Annotated in this window: 11 protein-coding genes, 1 tRNA gene, 2 rRNA genes and 2 pseudogenes (1 of these 16 cut by a window edge); 6 read left to right on the forward strand and 10 right to left on the reverse strand. The window is 58.3% G+C overall.

All coding sequences use genetic code 11. The features are described from left to right. Positions 1-38: 38 nt before the first annotated feature. The 4 genes from AC6JBC_RS00840 to AC6JBC_RS00855 all read right to left on the reverse strand — a co-directional run bounded on the left by AC6JBC_RS00840 (position 39) and on the right by AC6JBC_RS00855 (position 6,341). The gene (locus AC6JBC_RS00840) at positions 39-1,094 is read right to left on the reverse strand and encodes an NAD(P)-dependent alcohol dehydrogenase (RefSeq protein ID WP_498024860.1); all 1,056 of its coding nucleotides are present in this window, start codon (positions 1,092-1,094) and stop codon (positions 39-41) included. 8 nt (positions 1,095-1,102) lie between these two features. Further along, the gene (car, locus tag AC6JBC_RS00845) at positions 1,103-4,615 is read right to left on the reverse strand and encodes a carboxylic acid reductase (RefSeq protein ID WP_498024862.1); all 3,513 of its coding nucleotides are present in this window, start codon (positions 4,613-4,615) and stop codon (positions 1,103-1,105) included. A gap of 143 nt (positions 4,616-4,758) precedes the next feature. Beyond that, on the reverse strand, positions 4,759-5,337 hold the full coding sequence (locus AC6JBC_RS00850; RefSeq protein WP_498024864.1) for an amino acid synthesis family protein: 579 nt from the start codon (positions 5,335-5,337) through the stop codon (positions 4,759-4,761). A gap of 38 nt (positions 5,338-5,375) precedes the next feature. Further along, positions 5,376-6,341 carry an NAD(P)-dependent oxidoreductase gene (locus AC6JBC_RS00855; protein WP_498024865.1) on the reverse strand — a complete coding sequence of 322 codons (966 nt, stop codon included), beginning with the start codon at positions 6,339-6,341 and terminating at the stop codon, positions 5,376-5,378. Between the two features lie 120 nt (positions 6,342-6,461). Between AC6JBC_RS00855 and AC6JBC_RS00860 the strand changes: the two genes are divergently transcribed. The 4 genes from AC6JBC_RS00860 to AC6JBC_RS00875 all read left to right on the forward strand — a co-directional run bounded on the left by AC6JBC_RS00860 (position 6,462) and on the right by AC6JBC_RS00875 (position 11,029). Continuing rightward, positions 6,462-7,370: a LysR family transcriptional regulator gene (locus AC6JBC_RS00860; RefSeq protein ID WP_498024867.1), complete on the forward strand. Its 909-nt coding sequence runs from the start codon at positions 6,462-6,464 to the stop codon at positions 7,368-7,370. A 598-nt stretch (positions 7,371-7,968) separates the two neighbouring features. Then, on the forward strand, positions 7,969-8,841 hold the full coding sequence (locus AC6JBC_RS00865) for an SMP-30/gluconolactonase/LRE family protein (protein WP_498024868.1): 873 nt from the start codon (positions 7,969-7,971) through the stop codon (positions 8,839-8,841). 12 nt (positions 8,842-8,853) lie between these two features. Then, a complete protein-coding gene (gene lhgD / locus AC6JBC_RS00870; protein ID WP_498024869.1) occupies positions 8,854-10,098 on the forward strand; it encodes an L-2-hydroxyglutarate dehydrogenase in 1,245 nt (414 codons plus the stop codon). A 46-nt stretch (positions 10,099-10,144) separates the two neighbouring features. Then, positions 10,145-11,029 (forward strand): NAD(P)-dependent oxidoreductase, encoded by an 885-nt coding sequence (locus AC6JBC_RS00875; protein ID WP_498024871.1) that lies wholly within the window; start codon positions 10,145-10,147, stop codon positions 11,027-11,029. 20 nt (positions 11,030-11,049) lie between these two features. On the opposite strand, the gene AC6JBC_RS00880 is transcribed toward AC6JBC_RS00875, so the two are convergent. After that, positions 11,050-11,184, reverse strand: coding sequence for a hypothetical protein (locus AC6JBC_RS00880; protein WP_498024872.1), 135 nt, complete (start codon positions 11,182-11,184; stop codon positions 11,050-11,052). Between the two features lie 364 nt (positions 11,185-11,548). Between AC6JBC_RS00880 and AC6JBC_RS00885 the strand changes: the two genes are divergently transcribed. Continuing rightward, positions 11,549-12,580 carry an IS110 family RNA-guided transposase gene (locus AC6JBC_RS00885; RefSeq protein WP_498024874.1) on the forward strand — a complete coding sequence of 344 codons (1,032 nt, stop codon included), beginning with the start codon at positions 11,549-11,551 and terminating at the stop codon, positions 12,578-12,580. Between the two features lie 285 nt (positions 12,581-12,865). On the opposite strand, the pseudogene AC6JBC_RS00890 reads toward AC6JBC_RS00885, so the two are convergent. Continuing rightward, a pseudogene (locus AC6JBC_RS00890) lies at positions 12,866-13,138 on the reverse strand (IS3 family transposase); the annotation flags it as partial. A 46-nt stretch (positions 13,139-13,184) separates the two neighbouring features. On the opposite strand from AC6JBC_RS00890, the gene AC6JBC_RS00895 reads away from it, so the two are divergent. After that, positions 13,185-14,588 (forward strand): IS30 family transposase, encoded by a 1,404-nt coding sequence (locus AC6JBC_RS00895; RefSeq protein WP_449470393.1) that lies wholly within the window; start codon positions 13,185-13,187, stop codon positions 14,586-14,588. 7 nt (positions 14,589-14,595) lie between these two features. On the opposite strand, the pseudogene AC6JBC_RS00900 reads toward AC6JBC_RS00895, so the two are convergent. The 4 genes and pseudogenes from AC6JBC_RS00900 to AC6JBC_RS00915 all read right to left on the reverse strand — a co-directional run. After that, positions 14,596-15,455 (reverse strand): annotated as a pseudogene (locus AC6JBC_RS00900) (IS3 family transposase); the annotation flags it as partial. A 247-nt stretch (positions 15,456-15,702) separates the two neighbouring features. Continuing rightward, positions 15,703-15,779: transfer RNA gene (locus tag AC6JBC_RS00905), tRNA-Met, on the reverse strand. A gap of 85 nt (positions 15,780-15,864) precedes the next feature. Beyond that, a 5S ribosomal RNA gene (gene rrf, locus AC6JBC_RS00910) occupies positions 15,865-15,979 on the reverse strand. Between the two features lie 127 nt (positions 15,980-16,106). Next, positions 16,107-17,482, reverse strand: a 23S ribosomal RNA gene (locus AC6JBC_RS00915) (it continues 1,437 nt past the right edge of the window).

Below are 17,482 nucleotides of genomic sequence, written 5' to 3' on the forward strand. Positions count from 1 at the left end.
ATTAAACTTAGAATAGATCAACTAGATGTCGTGCCACATTATTTTCGTAACGATGCGTTATTTATGACAAAGCGATAGCGGACGTCGCCCTTTTCCATTCGGTCATAGGCGTGGTTGATGTCCTGGATATCGATCAGTTCGATGTCGCAGCTGATGCCATGGGCCGCGCAGAAATCGAGCATCTCCTGCGTTTCGGCGATGCCGCCGACATTGGAGCTGGCGACCGACCTTCGGCCCATCATCAGCGGCACATTGTGAAGCGGCGGATCGATCGCGCCGAGCAATCCCAGGAGGATGAGCGTCCCGTTCCACGCGAGGGTAGCGACATAGGGATTGACGTCATGCGCGTTGGGAACAGTGTCGAGGATATAGTCGAAGCTGTTAGCCGCCGCCGCCATCTGCGCCTCGTCGGTGGAAAGCACGACATGGTCAGCGCCCAGGCGGCGTGCTTCTTCCTCTTTGTCGGGGCTGCGTGTGAACAGCGTCACTTCAGCGCCCATCGCCTTGGCGAACTTCAGCCCCATATGACCCAGACCGCCAAGACCTATGACGGCAACCTTGTGCCCCGGCCCGACCTTCCAGTGGCGCAATGGCGAGTAGGTGGTGATGCCCGCGCACAGCAATGGCGCGGCGGCCTTCGGATCCAGCCCGTCGGGGACACGTACCGTGAACTTTTCCGACACGATGATATTTTCGGAATAGCCGCCATGGGAAGGCATGCCGTCATGCCGGTCCATGAACCCGTAGGTGGGGGTGGCATATTCCACGCAATAGGGCTCTTCGCCCGCATGGCAGGGCTTGCACTTCTGGCAGCTGTCCACATAGCAGCCAACCCCCACCATATCGCCGGGCTGGAACTTGCTGACGCTGCTGCCCACGGACGTCACACGGCCGACGATCTCATGGCCCGGAACGGTCGGATAGCTGGTGTAGCCAGAGTGGTTGCGGGCGTGGTGCAGATCGGAATGGCACACGCCACAATAGAGGATATCAATCGCCACGTCGTCGGCACGCAGATCCCGGCGCGTGAAGGAGAAGGGCGCCAGATCCGTGTCCGCGCCTTGCGCCGCATAGCCTTTGGTCAAGTTGGTCATGGCTTTGTCTATTGTCCTTGGATGAGGCCGAGACCGGAAAGGTCAGCCAGATATTTGCCGATAAGGTTGCGTGACAGGTGCGGGACGTCCTTCGCCGCGCCTACCTCATGCGCGACCACGTCTGCGCGGAAGCGGGACGAGGAAACGGATGTGCCGAACTCTGCGGGCACCTGATAATGGAGCTGGTGCAGCAGCGGCAGCGAGCTATGCTGGCGTTGTTCTTCGGGCAGCGCGCGCAGGGCCGTGCCGAAGCGTTCGAGCCAGTCGGCATAGTCCTCGATTCGCTGCACCGGATACCCCGCCGCATCGATCCAATCGACGAAGCTGTCCAGCGAAATGCCGTCATCATGCGAATTGATGACATGATAGGTGCGGCAGCCGCTGGTCGCCCTGGCACCCAGGGCCGCGATGGCCTGCGCCGTGAAGTCCACCGGCAGCCCCGGATAATGGGGCTTGGCCGTGCCGCTGTAGAATGTCCGAGGCGCCAGCCCCGTCGCCACGATGCTCATCAGCAGTCGGGTGAACATGTCAGGGACATTGAGCTGCCCTTCGTAGCGGCTGTGCGCCAGGATCATGTCCGACCGGAAGGTCGCGACCGGCAGGCCGAAGCGGTCATGGGCGTCGCGCAGCAGAACCTCGGCCGCCCATTTGCTGTTGGCATAGCCATCGGCATAGCCTTCGCTCGACAGCGGCCGGACCGGGGAAGCCACACGCACGTCGGCATCTTCGTCGATCATCGCGCCGCCCGGCACATGCGCCGCTGCTACGGTCGACACATTATTGATGGGTTTCAGCCGATGCGTGATGCCCAAGCGGATGATCTCCGCCGTGCCAGCGACATTGGGTCCGAACATCTGCTGATAGGAAAGCACATGGTTCACCAGCGCGCCGGGATGGGCGATCAGGTCCACATCCTGCGCCAGACGCTGCCAATCGGCATCGGAAAGGCCAAGCTGCGGTTCGCCCAGATCGCCTGCCAATACTTCCAGATGCTTGCCGCCGAGTTCGTCGAAGCGGGCTTTGAGCTGCGGATCGCTTTCGAACACCTCCGCGATGCGCTGCCGCGCCGCCGCGGCATCGCGGCCACGGGCGATGCAGATGAGCTTGCCACCTACGGCCGCCATGCGCTCGAGCCATTCAAGGCAGAGGAACCGCCCCAGAAAGCCGTTCGCCCCGGTGAGGAACACCGTCCGCACCTCCATCGCGGGAGGCAAGGCGTCGCGCGCTGCATCCAGAACCGCGCTATCGATGAAGCGATCCACCGTCAGGTCGCTCGCGCGGATCTCCTTCGCCCCCGCCCCATGTACCGAAGCGAAGGTCGCGCCCTTGGCATCGCCGCTGCGCCCCCGTTCGATAAACCGGGCGACATCCTGCATGCTTCCGGCAGGACTGTTGATGACCGACACCGGCACGTCGATGCCGTAAATATCTTCGAGCAACAGCGAGCAGGATACGGCCGAGAGGGAGTCGCCCCCCAGATCAGAGAAGCTCAATCGCTTGGAAAGATCGACATCCTCCAATCCGAGTGTCGCCTTGACGGCGCGGGCGACGGCTTCGAGCACTGGAAGTTCCTTGCCCTCGCGCCGCAGCGCCTCCAGCTCATCCTGCTGACTTGCCGCGATACGCTCGTAAATGGCTTCCAGCGCGGCGGTGTAGCGTTCCTTGAACTTGGGCCGCTGATATTTGCCGATGCCCGCCAGCAGGCCATTTTCTGCGCTGAAGGGCTCATGCTCGACGATGAAGTCGCGCGGCACTTCATAGGGGTGGAGCTGTTCTGTGCGCGCGATGTTCTGGATCGCTTCACGCAGCGCGTCCTTGATCGCGACCGGGTCATTGGCGATGCCCATCTGCTGGACTGTGTCCGCATTGGGCACGAACACGCCGACCAGGAAGGCGCGCTCGCTGGTGCCGTAGAGATAGACTTGGCGGATCAGTGGATCGCCATTGGTGAAGATCGCTTCGAGCCGGGCGATGGCGACGAACTCGCCCTGGGCGAGCTTCAGGACATTGTTGCGGCGATCGACATAGACCAGATGGTCAGGCGCGATTTCCTGCATGATGTCGCCGGTCTTGTAATAGCCGTCTTCATCGAATACTGAGGCAGTGACGTCCGGGCGCTTGTAGTAGCCCAGCATGATGCTCGACGTCTTGATGCGCAGCTCGCCGCGCGGATAGGGCTTGTCTGTCTTGAAATATCCAAGTTCCGGCACGTCATCCAACTTATAGTCGATGATCGGCGGACGAACGATGCGGTTGTCGGCCAGCACGGCGGCGACTTCCGTCGCGCCATAATTATTGCCCAGCTTGTAGCCCAGGCATTCTTCCATGAACTGTAGCACTTCAGGCGCCAGCGGAGCCGAGGCGAAGGACGCAACGAGCAACCGGCCGCCCAGAAGGACATCGCGCGTCTCCCGCAGCAACTCGGCCTTGACCGCCTCCAGGTCCGCATCCGGCACGGATCGCCGCTCAAGCGCTACCTGATATTGCTGGTAGATCATCTCGCACACGCGCGGCACCAGCATCATATAGCTTGGTCGGCAGATGCGCATGTCGTCAAACAGTTCGGACAGGTCCTTCTTGCCCGTGAAATAGCCGGTGCCGCCAAGCCCGAGCAGCGAAAAGACGATGCTGCGGCCGGACGTGTGGTTCATCGGCATGTAGATGAGGTTGATCATCGGCATGGGAGAATCGACCAGCCAGAGCTGCTTGATCATCCGCTCTGGCAGCATCGCGCCTTTGGGCAGGCCGGTGCTTCCCGACGTATAGTAGATGGTGCAGAGGCGATCGCCGTCCGCCTTGTCGAACAGCGGCGCGGGCGGCATCGCGCTGCCCTTGGCGAGGGCAGTGTCGAGCGTGACCAGCAGGTGCGGCAACCCCGCGTCGGTAAGCTTTGCCTGCGCAGCCTCATATCGCTCGCGCTCCTCATCGACTTCCGGATGATAATCGAACAGCAGCACGCCGCGCGGACGGTGGCCCTGGATGACCAATTGAGCCGCTGTCTCTACATATTCAAGGCTGACTGCCAGCCAGCTTGGCGCCACTTCGTTGAAGATGGCCAGCGACTGCTGGAACGCGCCATTGGCCTGGAGCGGAACAAGCACGGCCCCATTATGGATCCCGGCCAGATCCACCGTCACGAAATCGACGCTGCCAAAGGCCAGGATGCACAGGAAATCGTCCGCCTTCAGCGCCTGCGCGGCATCGCCCTGCCAGAAAGCCGCCAGCTGCCGCGCCCGCTCCCAGAGCGTGCCGTAGCTGGAGGTGTTAAAATGCTTCTGAATCTCCCGCGTGGTGCGCCCGGTCGCGGGATCAACCTTCAGCTCCACCGCGCGCTCGGCCAGCGCCGACCGATCGGCATAGCCTTCCATGCAGGTCGCCACGATCTGGGCAAAGCCAAGACCACTGACACGCTTGGCGGTGTTGATCGCAGGGTCCGGCATCGCCGCTGCGACTTGCGGATCGGTCTCGATCAAGAACTTCAGCCGCGCGGCAATGCCTTGCGCATAATCGGCCATCGTCATCGTATATTGCGAGCGATCCAAACTATCGTGAGAGCTCACAGTATAATCTCCTAATAACTTGGTCTTATAATTGCTGTCCGGAGATCGATTATCCCCGGACAGTCGCAATATGGATGATCCGACCCGCCAAATTTAGCTAAGCCTTAGCGCTGACCGTCGTGGACGCTGATTTCCTCCGGACGCAATCCGCCCAGCCGGTCATGGATGCGGCCGCCAGTCGCAACGACAAGGCCGAACAGCAGCTCATTCGGCCGTGGGGCATCAATGGCGCCAATCTCAACGGTATTGAAGTGGCTGCGCACGAAGCTCGCATCGATGTGGAACAGCGGAACCGGCAAGCGATACCCCGCGCTCGCCACTACTTTGGCAGCCGGAACGATGGCTTTGCCGTCCACCGCTTTACGCAAAGGCCAGCCGCCTGCCTCATGCCAGATGGCGCCATGCTCAAGCTCGCCATTCACGCCGACGATCGCGCCCTTGCCAAACGCCTGCACTTTCTCAGCGCCGCCGATCGCCTTGACGAGGTCTTGGGTCAACTCCTCGCCAAGCGCCCGCGCCTCGGTCATGAAATCTTTCAGATTTTCTTCGTAGCGGCCTGCAAACGGGTTTGCGACCACCGCATAAGCAGCGGCGGTGAGCAGTGGCGTCTCCGGCGCAGGACCATTTTCATGGTAAATTATATCAAGAACTACGCTCTTTTTGCGCACGTTGATCAGCGACATGTTTAAATCCTTCTATAGCTCCGGGTCTTGTCCCGGCTTCAAATTGTCTCGCTACCGAACTGAACTCCTGCCCAGCCTTCGAAATGCTTGATCAGATGTCCGTAATCCTTGGGACCATCGCCCTGAGAAACTGCAAAAGACAGAAATTGCTTGGCCGACGGCCCCATGAACATCATCGCGCCCAGGCGCTCAGCCTGATCGAGACATAGCTTGACGTCCTTGTGCAGAAGGTCAGTGGCAAAGCGCATCGGGAAGTTGCGTTTCAGAACGCACTGCGGGATTTTTTCGAGAGTAGCCGAATTCCGTCCGCTCGATACATTGATGACATCGAGCATCTGAGCCGGGTCCAACCCTGCCTTCGCTCCCAGAACCAAACCCTCGAAAGATGCGACCGCCGCAACTGCCGAAAGCGTGTTGTTGATCAGCTTCATATACTGACCAAATTGCGGAGCTTCGCCCAGGTAGAAGATTTTTCCGCCGATGATGTCGAGCGTTGGCCGGGCCTTGTCGAATGCCGCCCGATCACCCGAGGCCATGATCGTCAGTGTTCCCTTTTCCGCGCCCGTAGTACCGCCACTGACAGGCGCGCCGATATAGGAGATTCCCTGCTCCCTGCACCTTGCAGCAACGCGCTCGGTTACCTCGGGACCCGTTGTAGATAGGTCAACGATGACTGATGCTTGACCGTCACCGGCCAAAATCCCCTCCTCGCCACAAACAACCTTCTCCACGATCGCGGGAGTTGGCAGGCAGAGCAGGATCACGTCTGCCTGGCGGGCAAGATCCATGGGACTTTGCGCGATCTTGGCGCCTTTTTCGCCCATTCGGGCCACAGCTTGCTCGTTGACATCGAAGACCGTCAGATCAACCTTGGCCGCAAGCAGGTTGGCCCCGAAATGGATGCCCATATTGCCCATGCCGATAAGGCCCAATTTCATTCCAGATCCTATCCTTCTTCTGTCCGTCGCACTTTCAGCGAATTCCAGCGAGGATAAGCGGGCCAACACAGGAAATGATAATGCAAATATTTATATTATCTATAACATGAGGTAATGGGATTGAAGGGCGCGGCGGCACTTCAGCGGCTTCGAAGCCGACCAGATGCGGACTGGGAGCAGAGGATTATGAAATTACGTTTGCGACAGATTGAGGTGTTCCACGCGGTGATGCTGACGGGGTCGGTGAGTGATGCGGCGCGGCTTCTGAACGTGTCGCAACCCGCGATCAGCCGAATTATCGCCCACACCGAAGACCTTCTGAAATTGAAGCTGTTTCATCGCAAAAAGGGGCGGCTCGTTCCGACCAGCGAGGGTGAAAAGCTGTATGGCCCGGTCAAGGAATTTTATCATCAGGCGATGAAAATCGACGAGTTCGCCGAAGGGCTTGCAAGCGGGCAAACCGGCCGCTTGTCAGTATGCGCGAGCCCCTCGCTCAGCCTCAGCATAGTACCACGAGCAATAGCTGAACTTTCCCATCGCATGCCGATGGCGACCTTCGAACTGTATACGAAGTTGATTCTCGACATTCCCCCGGAAGTTCTGACGCGAAAGGCCGACGTGGCCATTTCGATCATGCCGATAGAGCTTCCCAACCTCACCTGCACCAAGCTGGCCACCGGGCGGATGATCTGCGCTGTTCCCGCCGGGCATTCCTTGTGCGACAAGCAGGAAATCGGATTGCGGGACTTGTCTGAACATCCCTTGGTCATGCACCGCGCAGGCGTGAGCTTCGGTCAGTTGATTCGAAGGGCGTTCGAGAAGGCCAATGTTGATTTCATGGTCCACACTACCGTTCTGCAGACCGAGGCTGCTTGCAGTCTGGTCGAAGCCGGGCTCGGGCCAGCCATCATCGACGAGTTTACTGCAGCAAACGACTACTGGCCCAATATAGTTTACCGGCCGCTTAGAGAGGAGATCCTGCTTACGCCGTGCGTTGTCTTCTCTGCCTTTGATGAGCCGGGCATGCTGGCCCAACGGTTTATCGAGGTTCTGTCCAAGACGATGTCAGCATCCCGGAAACCCAGGGATTATTAGCCCTTCACAAGCAGCTTTGTATGGCGGTGGCCTCAAATGGGTGTGCCGTCGGAACCTCCCCCGTGTTAACAGCGAGGTGAGATTTTTCCGTTGACAAAATTCTTGTTACCGCCAACTAACGGGCCGTCAAATGCCGTGGTCGATGATTCCGCATTGCAGCGACCATGCATCAACAAGTTGTTGAGAAGTTGTAACTTCATGAAAGTTTTCAAGAGAACTTTTTGAAGTGAATATGACCATATCGTATATTTGGCTGATTGATCGAATCTTTTCACATGTTAGGTGAGATCGTTAACTTATCTGTTCTTGCATTTCGAGCGTTGGGATTCCGCCTTATGATCGAACAACTATATCGGGGCGGATGATTGGCCTGTCGCTGGCGAAGTCTGCTGGGCCCGTCGAGGGGCCGCGGTGTCCCCGATATAATGGGCAAAGTTTAACATGGGGCCAAGCGAGCCTTGGATATCTCGCTCCGCATTTCTCGCCCTGGCGCAGCACAGAAACCACATGGGCTTCCTGAACAGCTGGAGCGCTACCGTCGAATACAGGTGATCAAATGAGTGGCTATGAAATAGTTCAGACCAGAATTTTCACTACAATGCCTGAAGACTTCCTCAAATTTGAGGAAACGAAATTCTCGCGCGACATGATGATTGATGGAAAACCGGTTCCCTCGTTTCTCGAAGGACCTTCCTTCGACCGTGACGGTAATCTTTATGTCGTCGATGTTGCGCATGGGCGTATTTTCCGCATTTCGCCCAGCGGGGACTGGACGTTGGTCGCAGACTATCCCGGTCGTCCCAATGGGCTTAAGATACATAAGGATGGCAGGATTTTTGTCGCCGACCGCGATCTCGGATTGGTGGAGATCGACCCCGTCAGCGGGAAGGTTTCTCCTTATGTACCTGTTGAAAGACTGACCAACTACAAAGGGCTGAACGACCTTTTCTTCTCTTCGGACGGGGACCTGTATTTTACGGATCAAGGTGAGACCGGATTGCATGATCCTACAGGACAACTCTGGAAGCTCGACACGAAGGGCAACCTGACCTGTCTTCTCAACAATATCCCCAGTCCGAACGGATTGGTGATGAATCCGGAGGAAACACTATTATATCTTGCGGTGACGCGCATGAATGCGGTCTGGCGCGTTCCCATTCGACCGGATAGTTCGGTGCACCGGGTAGGCATGTTCTGCCAACTTGAAGGCGGCACTGGCCCTGATGGCGTGGCCATGGATGTCGATGGCAACCTGTCGATCGCGCATATCTGGCGAGGCGCGGTATGGCTCTACTCGCCGTTGGGTCTGCCGATTGCCAGAATTGACAGCTGCACCGATACCCTTGCTGTCACCAATCTGGCTTATGGAGGTCCGGGTAACCGGTCACTCTTCATCACCAATTCGATGGCCAATAATATTCTGGTGGCGGAACTGCCCGTCGCGGGCCGCCCCATGTTCGGACAGATGTAGGACGCAGCTGAAATGACATATGACTTCGTGGTCATCGGCGCAGGGATTGTCGGTCTTTCTACTGCGTGGCAGCTGAAGAATGCTGCTCCCGACGCCAAAATTCTGGTGGTGGAAAAAGAAGCGCAGCCAGCGATGCATCAGACCGGACATAATAGCGGCGTCGTGCATGCCGGTGTCTATTATGCAGCGGGAAGCGCAAAGGCGCGCATGTGCAAGGAAGGTGCCCAGGCGACGAAATGGTTCTGCAATACATATGATATTCGCCTTCGCGAATGCGGCAAGCTGCTCGTTGCGACTAACCAACTCGAAAATGATCGGATCGAGGGCCTGCACGAGCGTTGTAACGCGAACGGCATCGCTCATGAGATAATCGGCCCGGAAGAGCTGAAGACGCTTGAGCCCGAGATCACTGGCCTTCGTGCCATTCGCGTGCCGTCTACTGCCATTACCGATTATCCCGGCATATGCCGGAAGCTGCTGGAGTTATTCGTTCATGCTGGAGGCGAGGCGCGCTTCGGTATCGCCATTGAGAAAATCACGGAAAACGCCGGTAGCGTAGAATTGCGTCATTCGGAGGGGGCCATCGATGCCAGATGCGTCGTCGCCTGCGCCGGTGTGCAGGCCGATCGCATAGTGCGGTCCAGCGGACGCAAGCCTTCCTTTGCGATGGTGCCTTTCCGCGGCGAATATTTCCGCTTGCCGAGAGAGAAGAACGATATCGTCACACATCTGATCTATCCGATCCCCGACCCGGCGCTCCCATTTCTCGGAGTTCATCTGACTCCCATGATCGATGGCAGCATCACCGTGGGTCCCAATGCGGTACTGGGCTTTGCCCGCGAAGGCTATCCGAAGGGCTCGGTCAATCTGCGCGATGTCGGAGACATGGTGGGCAATGCCGGCTTTTGGAAACTGATTGGCGCAAATATCTCGTCCGGTCTGAGCGAAATGGGAAATTCGCTCTTCCGTCGCCGCTATCTGGCGCTTTGCCAGAAATACTGTCCCCAACTGACTTTGGCTGACCTGGAACCCTATCCGGCAGGAATACGCGCGCAGGCGATTACTCCTCGCGGAGAATTGATCCACGACTTCGTGATCGAACAGACCGATCGCGTGCTGCATGTCTGCAACGCGCCATCACCTGCCGCAACCTCCGCTCTGCCGATCGGACGGCACATCGTCGATCTGGTTCGAGCTAAGGCGGAAGAAACAGGCCTGAAGATTTTCGATGAGAAGCAAGCGGCGCCCTGGGCCTGATTATTGGTTATTTTAGAGCGCCGTAGCACAGAAGGAAGAGGGAAACATGAGCGCCAAGATAGGCTTCATCGGATTGGGAGCGATGGGGCTACCCATGGCCAAAAACTTGATTTCGGCAGGCTTCCAGCTGGCCGTTACGACCTCTTCGGCGGAGAAGGCGGATCGCTTGCAAGCGTTGGGTGCGTTCATCTGCGAAAGTCCGCGCGATGTGGCGGCAGCGGCGGAAATCATTGTGACGTGCGTCCCCGATGGCAAGGCGTTACGGACGTTGATCACCGGCGAGGTGGGGATCGCCGCTGATGGCTGGAGCGGTGGACTTCTGATCGACTGTTCTACAATCGCACCCTCGGATGTCCTCGAGATTGCCGAGGTCCTAGCCGACGCTGGCGCGACGATTGTCGATGCTCCCGTCTCCGGCGGCGTCAAAGGTGCGGAAAGTGCGTCTCTAGCGATTGTTTGCGGTGGCAGCGACGAAGACGTGGAACGAGCGATGTCGGTGCTGAAGGCCATGGGGAAGGCGATTTCCCATGTGGGCGGGCCTTCTGCAGGGCAGGTGGTGAAGGCTTGTAATCAGTTGATGATCTCGGTCACCATGATGGGCGTCTATGAGGCGATGGCTCTTGCGCGCGGTAATGGGGTCGATCCGGCCGTCATGCGCGATGCGCTTTCAACTGGATCGGCCAGAAGTGGTGTTCTGGACGCTCATGCGCTCAGATATCTCGAGGGACAGTTGGACGGCGGTTTTCGCATGCAACTGATGGTCAAGGATCTCGGCATCGCAGCCGCGCTGGGTGACGTGACCGCGTCGTTTCAGCCCGCCGGCTCTTTGGCTTTTCAACTGTTCAAGGCAGCCTCAGCAAATGGGTTTGCGAAGCTGGACAGCGCCGCGCTTGGCAGCTTCTATGATCAGATGAATGGTGCTGTTGATTGATTTCGCGGGCCGAACCCGTTTCACGGGCGGCCATGCCACGAGCGAGCCCCGGCCCGGGTGCGGATCGCACGATCCTTGGCGACAAGGTCATGCCGGATCCATTCCGGCGCACGTTCGATCACCGCCAACATCGTGTCTGCCAACGCTTCGCTCATGCGCGGGCTATGAGTCGCAAACCGCATGTGGGCAAGAGAGGGTTGCCACTAAAGCGTATGCGTGACAGGCAGCTATCGGCAGGGGCGGGGACTTTGCGCTCGGTTAGCTTCGGAGCGATCCCGACTGGAGAGCTGACCTACCTGACTCAGCGCATCGATGTCAGCTCCCGCCGACTTGTACGAACCCGCTGCCGCGGGATCGGTGCCTGGATGTTGATTGCCGCTGAGAAGTGACCCAGGCAGGGCATAAATTTCCACTGAGAAGTGACCCATGTTGAACTCACTGGACTTGATGGGGTGGACGCCCCCCGACGGCATCGATGTGCCATAGTGGAGGTGTTGAACACCACTTGAGGAGGCGTCCATGTCGGAGATTAGCACGATCGGTTTGGATATCGCAAAGAATGTGTTTCATGCGCACGGGGCCGATTCGAACGGGCTTCAGGTTTTCAGTCGACGGGTTACGCGTGGTAAAGTGCTGTCGTTCTTTGCTGCTCAGCCAAAGTGCCTGGTGGCGCTGGAAGCTTGCGGCGGGGCACATCATTGGGCTCGGGAGCTGGTGCGTATGGGACATGATGTTCGGTTGATTGCGCCAGCCTACGTGAAGCCGTTCGTAAAGCGACAAAAGAACGATGCCACTGATGCCGAGGCCATTTGCGAGGCTGCGCAGCGCCCGAACATGCGGTTTGTGACGGTGAAGAGCGAGGAGCAGCAAGCCTCGGCATTGGTGTTCCGAACCCGCGATCTACTTGTCCGGCAACGCACGCAAGCGATCAATGCGATTAGGGGGCACATGGCTGAGTATGGCTGGGTTGCTCCGAAAGGGCCGAGCTGGGTAGCGCAGCTTAGCGAGCTGATCGATGATGCGGTCACTGCGTCGCTACCGTCGGCTGCGCGAGAGATGTTCCGCGTCATGCTCGGCATACTTGAGGAGTTTGATCACCGGATAGCGGAACTCGACAAGGAAATCGCGCGGCGAGCCCGCGAAGATGAAGTCGCTCGTCGGCTGATGACCATCCCCGGCGTTGGACCGATAGCTGCGACAGCGATCGCAGCACTCGCACCTGCTGCAGCGACATTCAAACGGGGGCGTGACTTTGCCGCCTGGCTTGGCCTTACGCCCCTGCAGAAATCTACAGGCGGAAAAACCAAGCTGGGGCGGACGTCCAAGATGGGCGAGCGCACACTGCGGCGATTGCTGATCATTGGCAGCAGTGCTGTTGTGCGTCAGGCCAGCAAACGAGGTGCGACTGAAGGTTCGTGGCTTGCTCGAATGCTGGCTCGAAAGCCGCGTATGCTGGTGACCGTGGCCCAGGCGAATAAGACAGCGCGGATCGTTTGGGCACTGCTCATGAAGGAAGAGGATTACAAAGCTCCGGTGATAATGGCGGTATAGCGCCGCCAAAGTCACAAGAGGTCGTCGGAAGACGCAGTCGGTCGAAGGAGGGTATGGCACAACAGTCGGCGAGACGGGGTCAAAAAACCAGACCGTTACAATGTGCACAAAGCACGCGGACTTGATTTGGATTTGACCCGCGGACTCCCATACAGGCCCGCAGTACATCCTGCATAATGAGGCCGGACAGATGGCAGCATCCGACTACGCGCCGAACCCAATTTTCCGCTTGCGTCCGAAGGGGCGTCCACAGATGTAACGGTTTTGTGCCGGTCACTTATCTCATTATGCCACCTTGGCCTCGAACGCGAGCGGGCTGATGCCGCCCAGAAATGAATGGCGTCGCCGGGAGTTGTAGAAGCCGTTGATGTACTGGAAGATGGCAGCTTCCGCCTGTCGCCGGGTTGGCCAGTTCTGCCGCCAGATCATTTCCGCCTTCAGGGATTTGAAGAAGGTCTCGACGGCGGAGTTGTCGTAGCAGTTGCCCTTGCCGCTCATTGATGGACGCAGGCCATAGGCCTGCAGCTTCTTCTGATAATCATAGGAGCAATATTGGGCGGATTCAACCGGTCGTCGCAACACCAAGAAATTGGAGGTTGTGAACATGGCAGGCCGTCGAGCATCAGAACGCTGCACCCGAGAGAGGTTGCGCTCCCCGGGGCGCCCACCTGCCTGGCAGCGTGAGCACCATTTCCGCTTCTGGCAAGCGATCGCTCGAGGGCGTAGCAGTGAAGATGCTGCTGCGGATGCCGGTATTTCGACACCGCTGGGGCCACGTTGGTTTCGGAGTTCGGGAGGTATGCCGCCAACACATTTGGCGCCATCGGCGCCAGCACTCAGTGGTCGATTTCTGAGCTTCCAGGAGCGAGAGGAAATTGCTCTCGAACTTGCGCGAGGTTTCGGGATCCGCGCCATTGCCCGCAAACTTGGACGTTCAGCCAGTACTATCTCGCGCGAAGTGCGGCGCAATGCCGCCACGCGTGGCGGCAATCTGGAATATCGCCCGATCGCCGCACAGTGGCACGCTCACCGCGCCGGCCGTCGCCCGCGCCCCGGGAAGCTGGCCAGCAATCCGGCATTGCGCATGTACGTGGAAGAACGCCTTACCGGTCAGATCACGGATGCTGATGGTATCGGCTTTGCCGGGCCGCAGGTGATATGGAAGAAGCGCCGTGCGGTACATCGACAAAGTCGACGATGGTCGGTGGCCTGGAGCCCCGAGCAGATCGCTCATCGGCTACGGATTGATTACCCTGAGGATCCCGCCATGCGCATCAGTCATGAGGCCATCTATCAGTCCCTCTATATTCAGGGGCGAGGCGCCTTGCGTCAGGAGTTGACGGCATGTCTGCGCTCGGGTCGGGCTCTACGAACGCCGCGTGAACGCGCACGAGGGCGCGGAAAATCCTTCATCGGTGACGCCATCATGATCAGCGAGCGTCCTGCGGAAGTCGAGGATCGGGCAGTTCCCGGGCATTGGGAAGGCGATCTCATCCTCGGACTGCATAGCTCGGCGATCGGCACCCTGGTCGAACGAAGTTCCAGATTCACCATGCTGCTGCATTTGCCGCGAGAGGACGGATATCAACATGGACAAGGCATCAGGAACCGCCAACCGCTGGCCGGCCATGGGGCAGAAGCTGTCCGCAAAGCCATCGTCCAATCCATGCGCGAACTACCGGAGAAGCTCCGGCAATCGCTGACTTGGGACCAGGGAGCAGAGATGGCCCAGCACGCAAAGCTCAAGATCGACAGCGGCTTGGAAATCTACTTCTGCGACCCGCAAAGCCCGTGGCAACGCGGATCGAATGAGAATACCAACGGCTTGCTACGACAGTACTTCCCTAAGGGCACCGACCTTAGCCGGCACTCCATAGGCGATCTCGACGCCGTTGCTCACGCGCTGAACACGCGTCCACGGAAAACGCTTGGCTGGAGAACCCCCGCAGAAGTCCTCGACCAGTTCCTGGTCGCACAGTATGAAGCCGGTGTTGCGACGACCGGTTGAATCCGCCTTGGCTGCCGCGATCCGAATGGAAAAGGCAGCCCTCAGGTGGCTGGCGCAGGCGTACAGCCATATCCAGCGCTCGGATCGCCAGATCCTTCTTCATCCTGTCGCTGACCGCCCAGCCCACGACGCGGCGGCTATGCAGATCGAGGATGACGGCGAGATAGAGCCAGCCTTCCGACGCCCAGACATAAGTGATGTCACCCGCCCATTTGCGGTTGGGCGCATCGGCGGCAAAGTCGCCGTCCAGCCAGTTCGCCGCAACGCCCAGGCGATGGTGGCTGTCCGTCGTAACCTTGTGCTTGCGCGTGCGGACCGGCTTAATCCCATTGATCCGCATGAGACGGCCAACGCGGCGCTCTCCGACATCCAGGCCGGCCTCTTTGAGTTCCATCGTCATCCTCGGGCGACCATAGCTGCCAAGGCTCAGGCTATATTGCTCCCGAATATGGGCCAGCACCTTCATGTCCGTCCGCTCCCGATGACTGATCGGACGCGAACGCCAGGAACGATAGCCGCGTTCACTGACCTGCAGGACACGGCACATCAACTCCACCGGCCAGCGATGCCGCCAGCTATGCACAAAGGCGAACCTCACGGCTTTTGGCTCGCGAAGAACTGAGTTGCCTTTTTTAGCACTTCCCTCTCCTCCCGGAGTACACGGTTCTCCAGGCGAAGCCGTTCATTCTCCCGCGCCAGATCTGCCTGCGGCGATGCCACCAGGTCAGATGGACGATAGTGCGACACCCATTTGTTCAGGGTCGACTTGCCGATCCCTAAATCCGACGCAACACGTTCGCGCGGCAACCCGCTGGTCAGCGCAATCCGCACCGCCTCCTGCTTGAACTCTTCGCTATGCTTGATCATCTCGTCGGTCTCCTTGAACGAGCCTTAAACTCTCAGGTGACCGGCACAAAACCATTACAAGTCCAACCCAGCGATCCGTCAGGATTCGGCCAACACCCTCCGTAGCCTGCTCGACATCGTGACGATCCACGTCGACGGAGTACGTGGTGGGGGCCGAGGTTGAGGCGTCACTCGGCAGGCTGATCAAGTTTGCCCAGAACGACGAAGCCCCCCGGGGATGTTTCTCCGGGGGGCGTTTGATGTCGTTTGGTTGCGGGAGCAGGATTTGAACCTGCGACCTTCAGGTTATGAGCCTGACGAGCTACCGGGCTGCTCCATCCCGCGTCACCAAAGGCAAAAGGGCGGCTTTATGGGCCGCCCTTTTGTGAGACATGTGATGGGTTTTATTTCCTAAAGCGCAAGCTTCAATGCCTGGCGACGCCCTACTCTTCCGGGGCTTGAGCCACAGTACCATCGGCGCAGACTGGTTTCACGGCCGAGTTCGGGATGGGATCGGGTGGGTCACAGACGCTATGGTCACCAAGCAATGAAGCTTGCGCTTTGGGTTGTTAATCGATGCCGTGCACTATTGGTAAGTCTATTTGTTATCTGGCTTGAGGTCATCACCGCCACGCTGACGCTGTTTCCAGCATTGTCATTGATGGTGGGACTCTCAGGCGCGATCAGAGCAATTAGGACCGGTTAGCTCCATATGTTACCACACTTCTACATCCGGCCTATCAAGGTCGTGGTCTACGACCGCTCGAAGAAATCTTATCTTGAGGGAGGCTTCCCGCTTAGATGCTTTCAGCGGTTATCCCGTCCATACATAGCTACCCTGCTGCGCCCTTGGCAGGACGACAGGTACACCAGAGGTATGTTCAACCCGGTCCTCTCGTACTAGGGTCAACTCCTCTCAAATTTCGACGCCCACGGCAGATAGGGACCAAACTGTCTCGCGACGTTCTGAACCCAGCTCACGTACCACTTTAATTGGCGAACAGCCAAACCCTTGGGACCTGCTCCAGCCCCAGGATGTGATGAGCCGACATCGAGGTGCCAAACGATTCCGTCGATATGAGCTCTTGGGAATCATCAGCCTGTTATCCCCGGCGTACCTTTTATCCGTTGAGCGATGGCCCTTCCACGAGGGACCACCGGATCACTATGACCGACTTTCGTCTCTGCTCGACTTGTCAGTCTCGCAGTCAGGCGGGCTTATGCCATTGCACTCTAACAGACGGTTTCCAACCGTCCTGAGCCCACCATCGCGCGCCTCCGTTACTCTTTAGGAGGCGACCGCCCCAGTCAAACTACCCGCCACAGAGGGTCCCTGCACCGGATAACGGTGCGAGGTTAGACATCAGAAAACAACAGGGTGGTATTTCACCTATGGCTCCACGACAACTGGCGTCATCGCTTCAAAGCCTCCCACCTATGCTACACAGTTCTTTCCTAATGCCACTCTGAAGCTGCAGTAAAGGTGCACGGGGTCTTTCCGTCTAACCGCGGGTACTCCGCATCTTCACGGAGAATTCAATTTCGCTGAGCATATCCTGGAGACAGTGGGGAAGTCGTTACGCCATTCGTGCAGGTCGGAACTTACCCGACAAGGAATTTCGCTACCTTAGGACCGTTATAGTTACGGCCGCCGTTTACCTGGGCTTCAATTCAGAGCTTGCACTCCTCCTCTTAACCTTCAGGCACCGGGCAGGCGTCAGGCCCTATACGTCGTCTTGAAGCCGACTTAGCAGAGCCCTGTGTTTTTGCTAAACAGTCGCTACCCCCTGGCCTGTGCCCCCCACAAAAAGTTGCCTTGATGTGGGGCCTCCTTCTTCCGAAGGTACGGAGGCAATTTGCCGAGTTCCTTCAGGATACTTCTCTCAAACGCCTTGGTATACTCTACCATTCCACCTGTGTCGGTTTAGGGTACGGTCTATACGGAGGGGCTATTTCCTGGGACAACTTCACAGCCTGGACCAATCCAATAAGGCCAGACCATTTACGCCATCCGTCACACACCTCCAGGCCCACGAATATTAACGTGG

The sequence above is a fragment of the Sphingobium sp. RC1 genome (assembly GCF_059738765.1).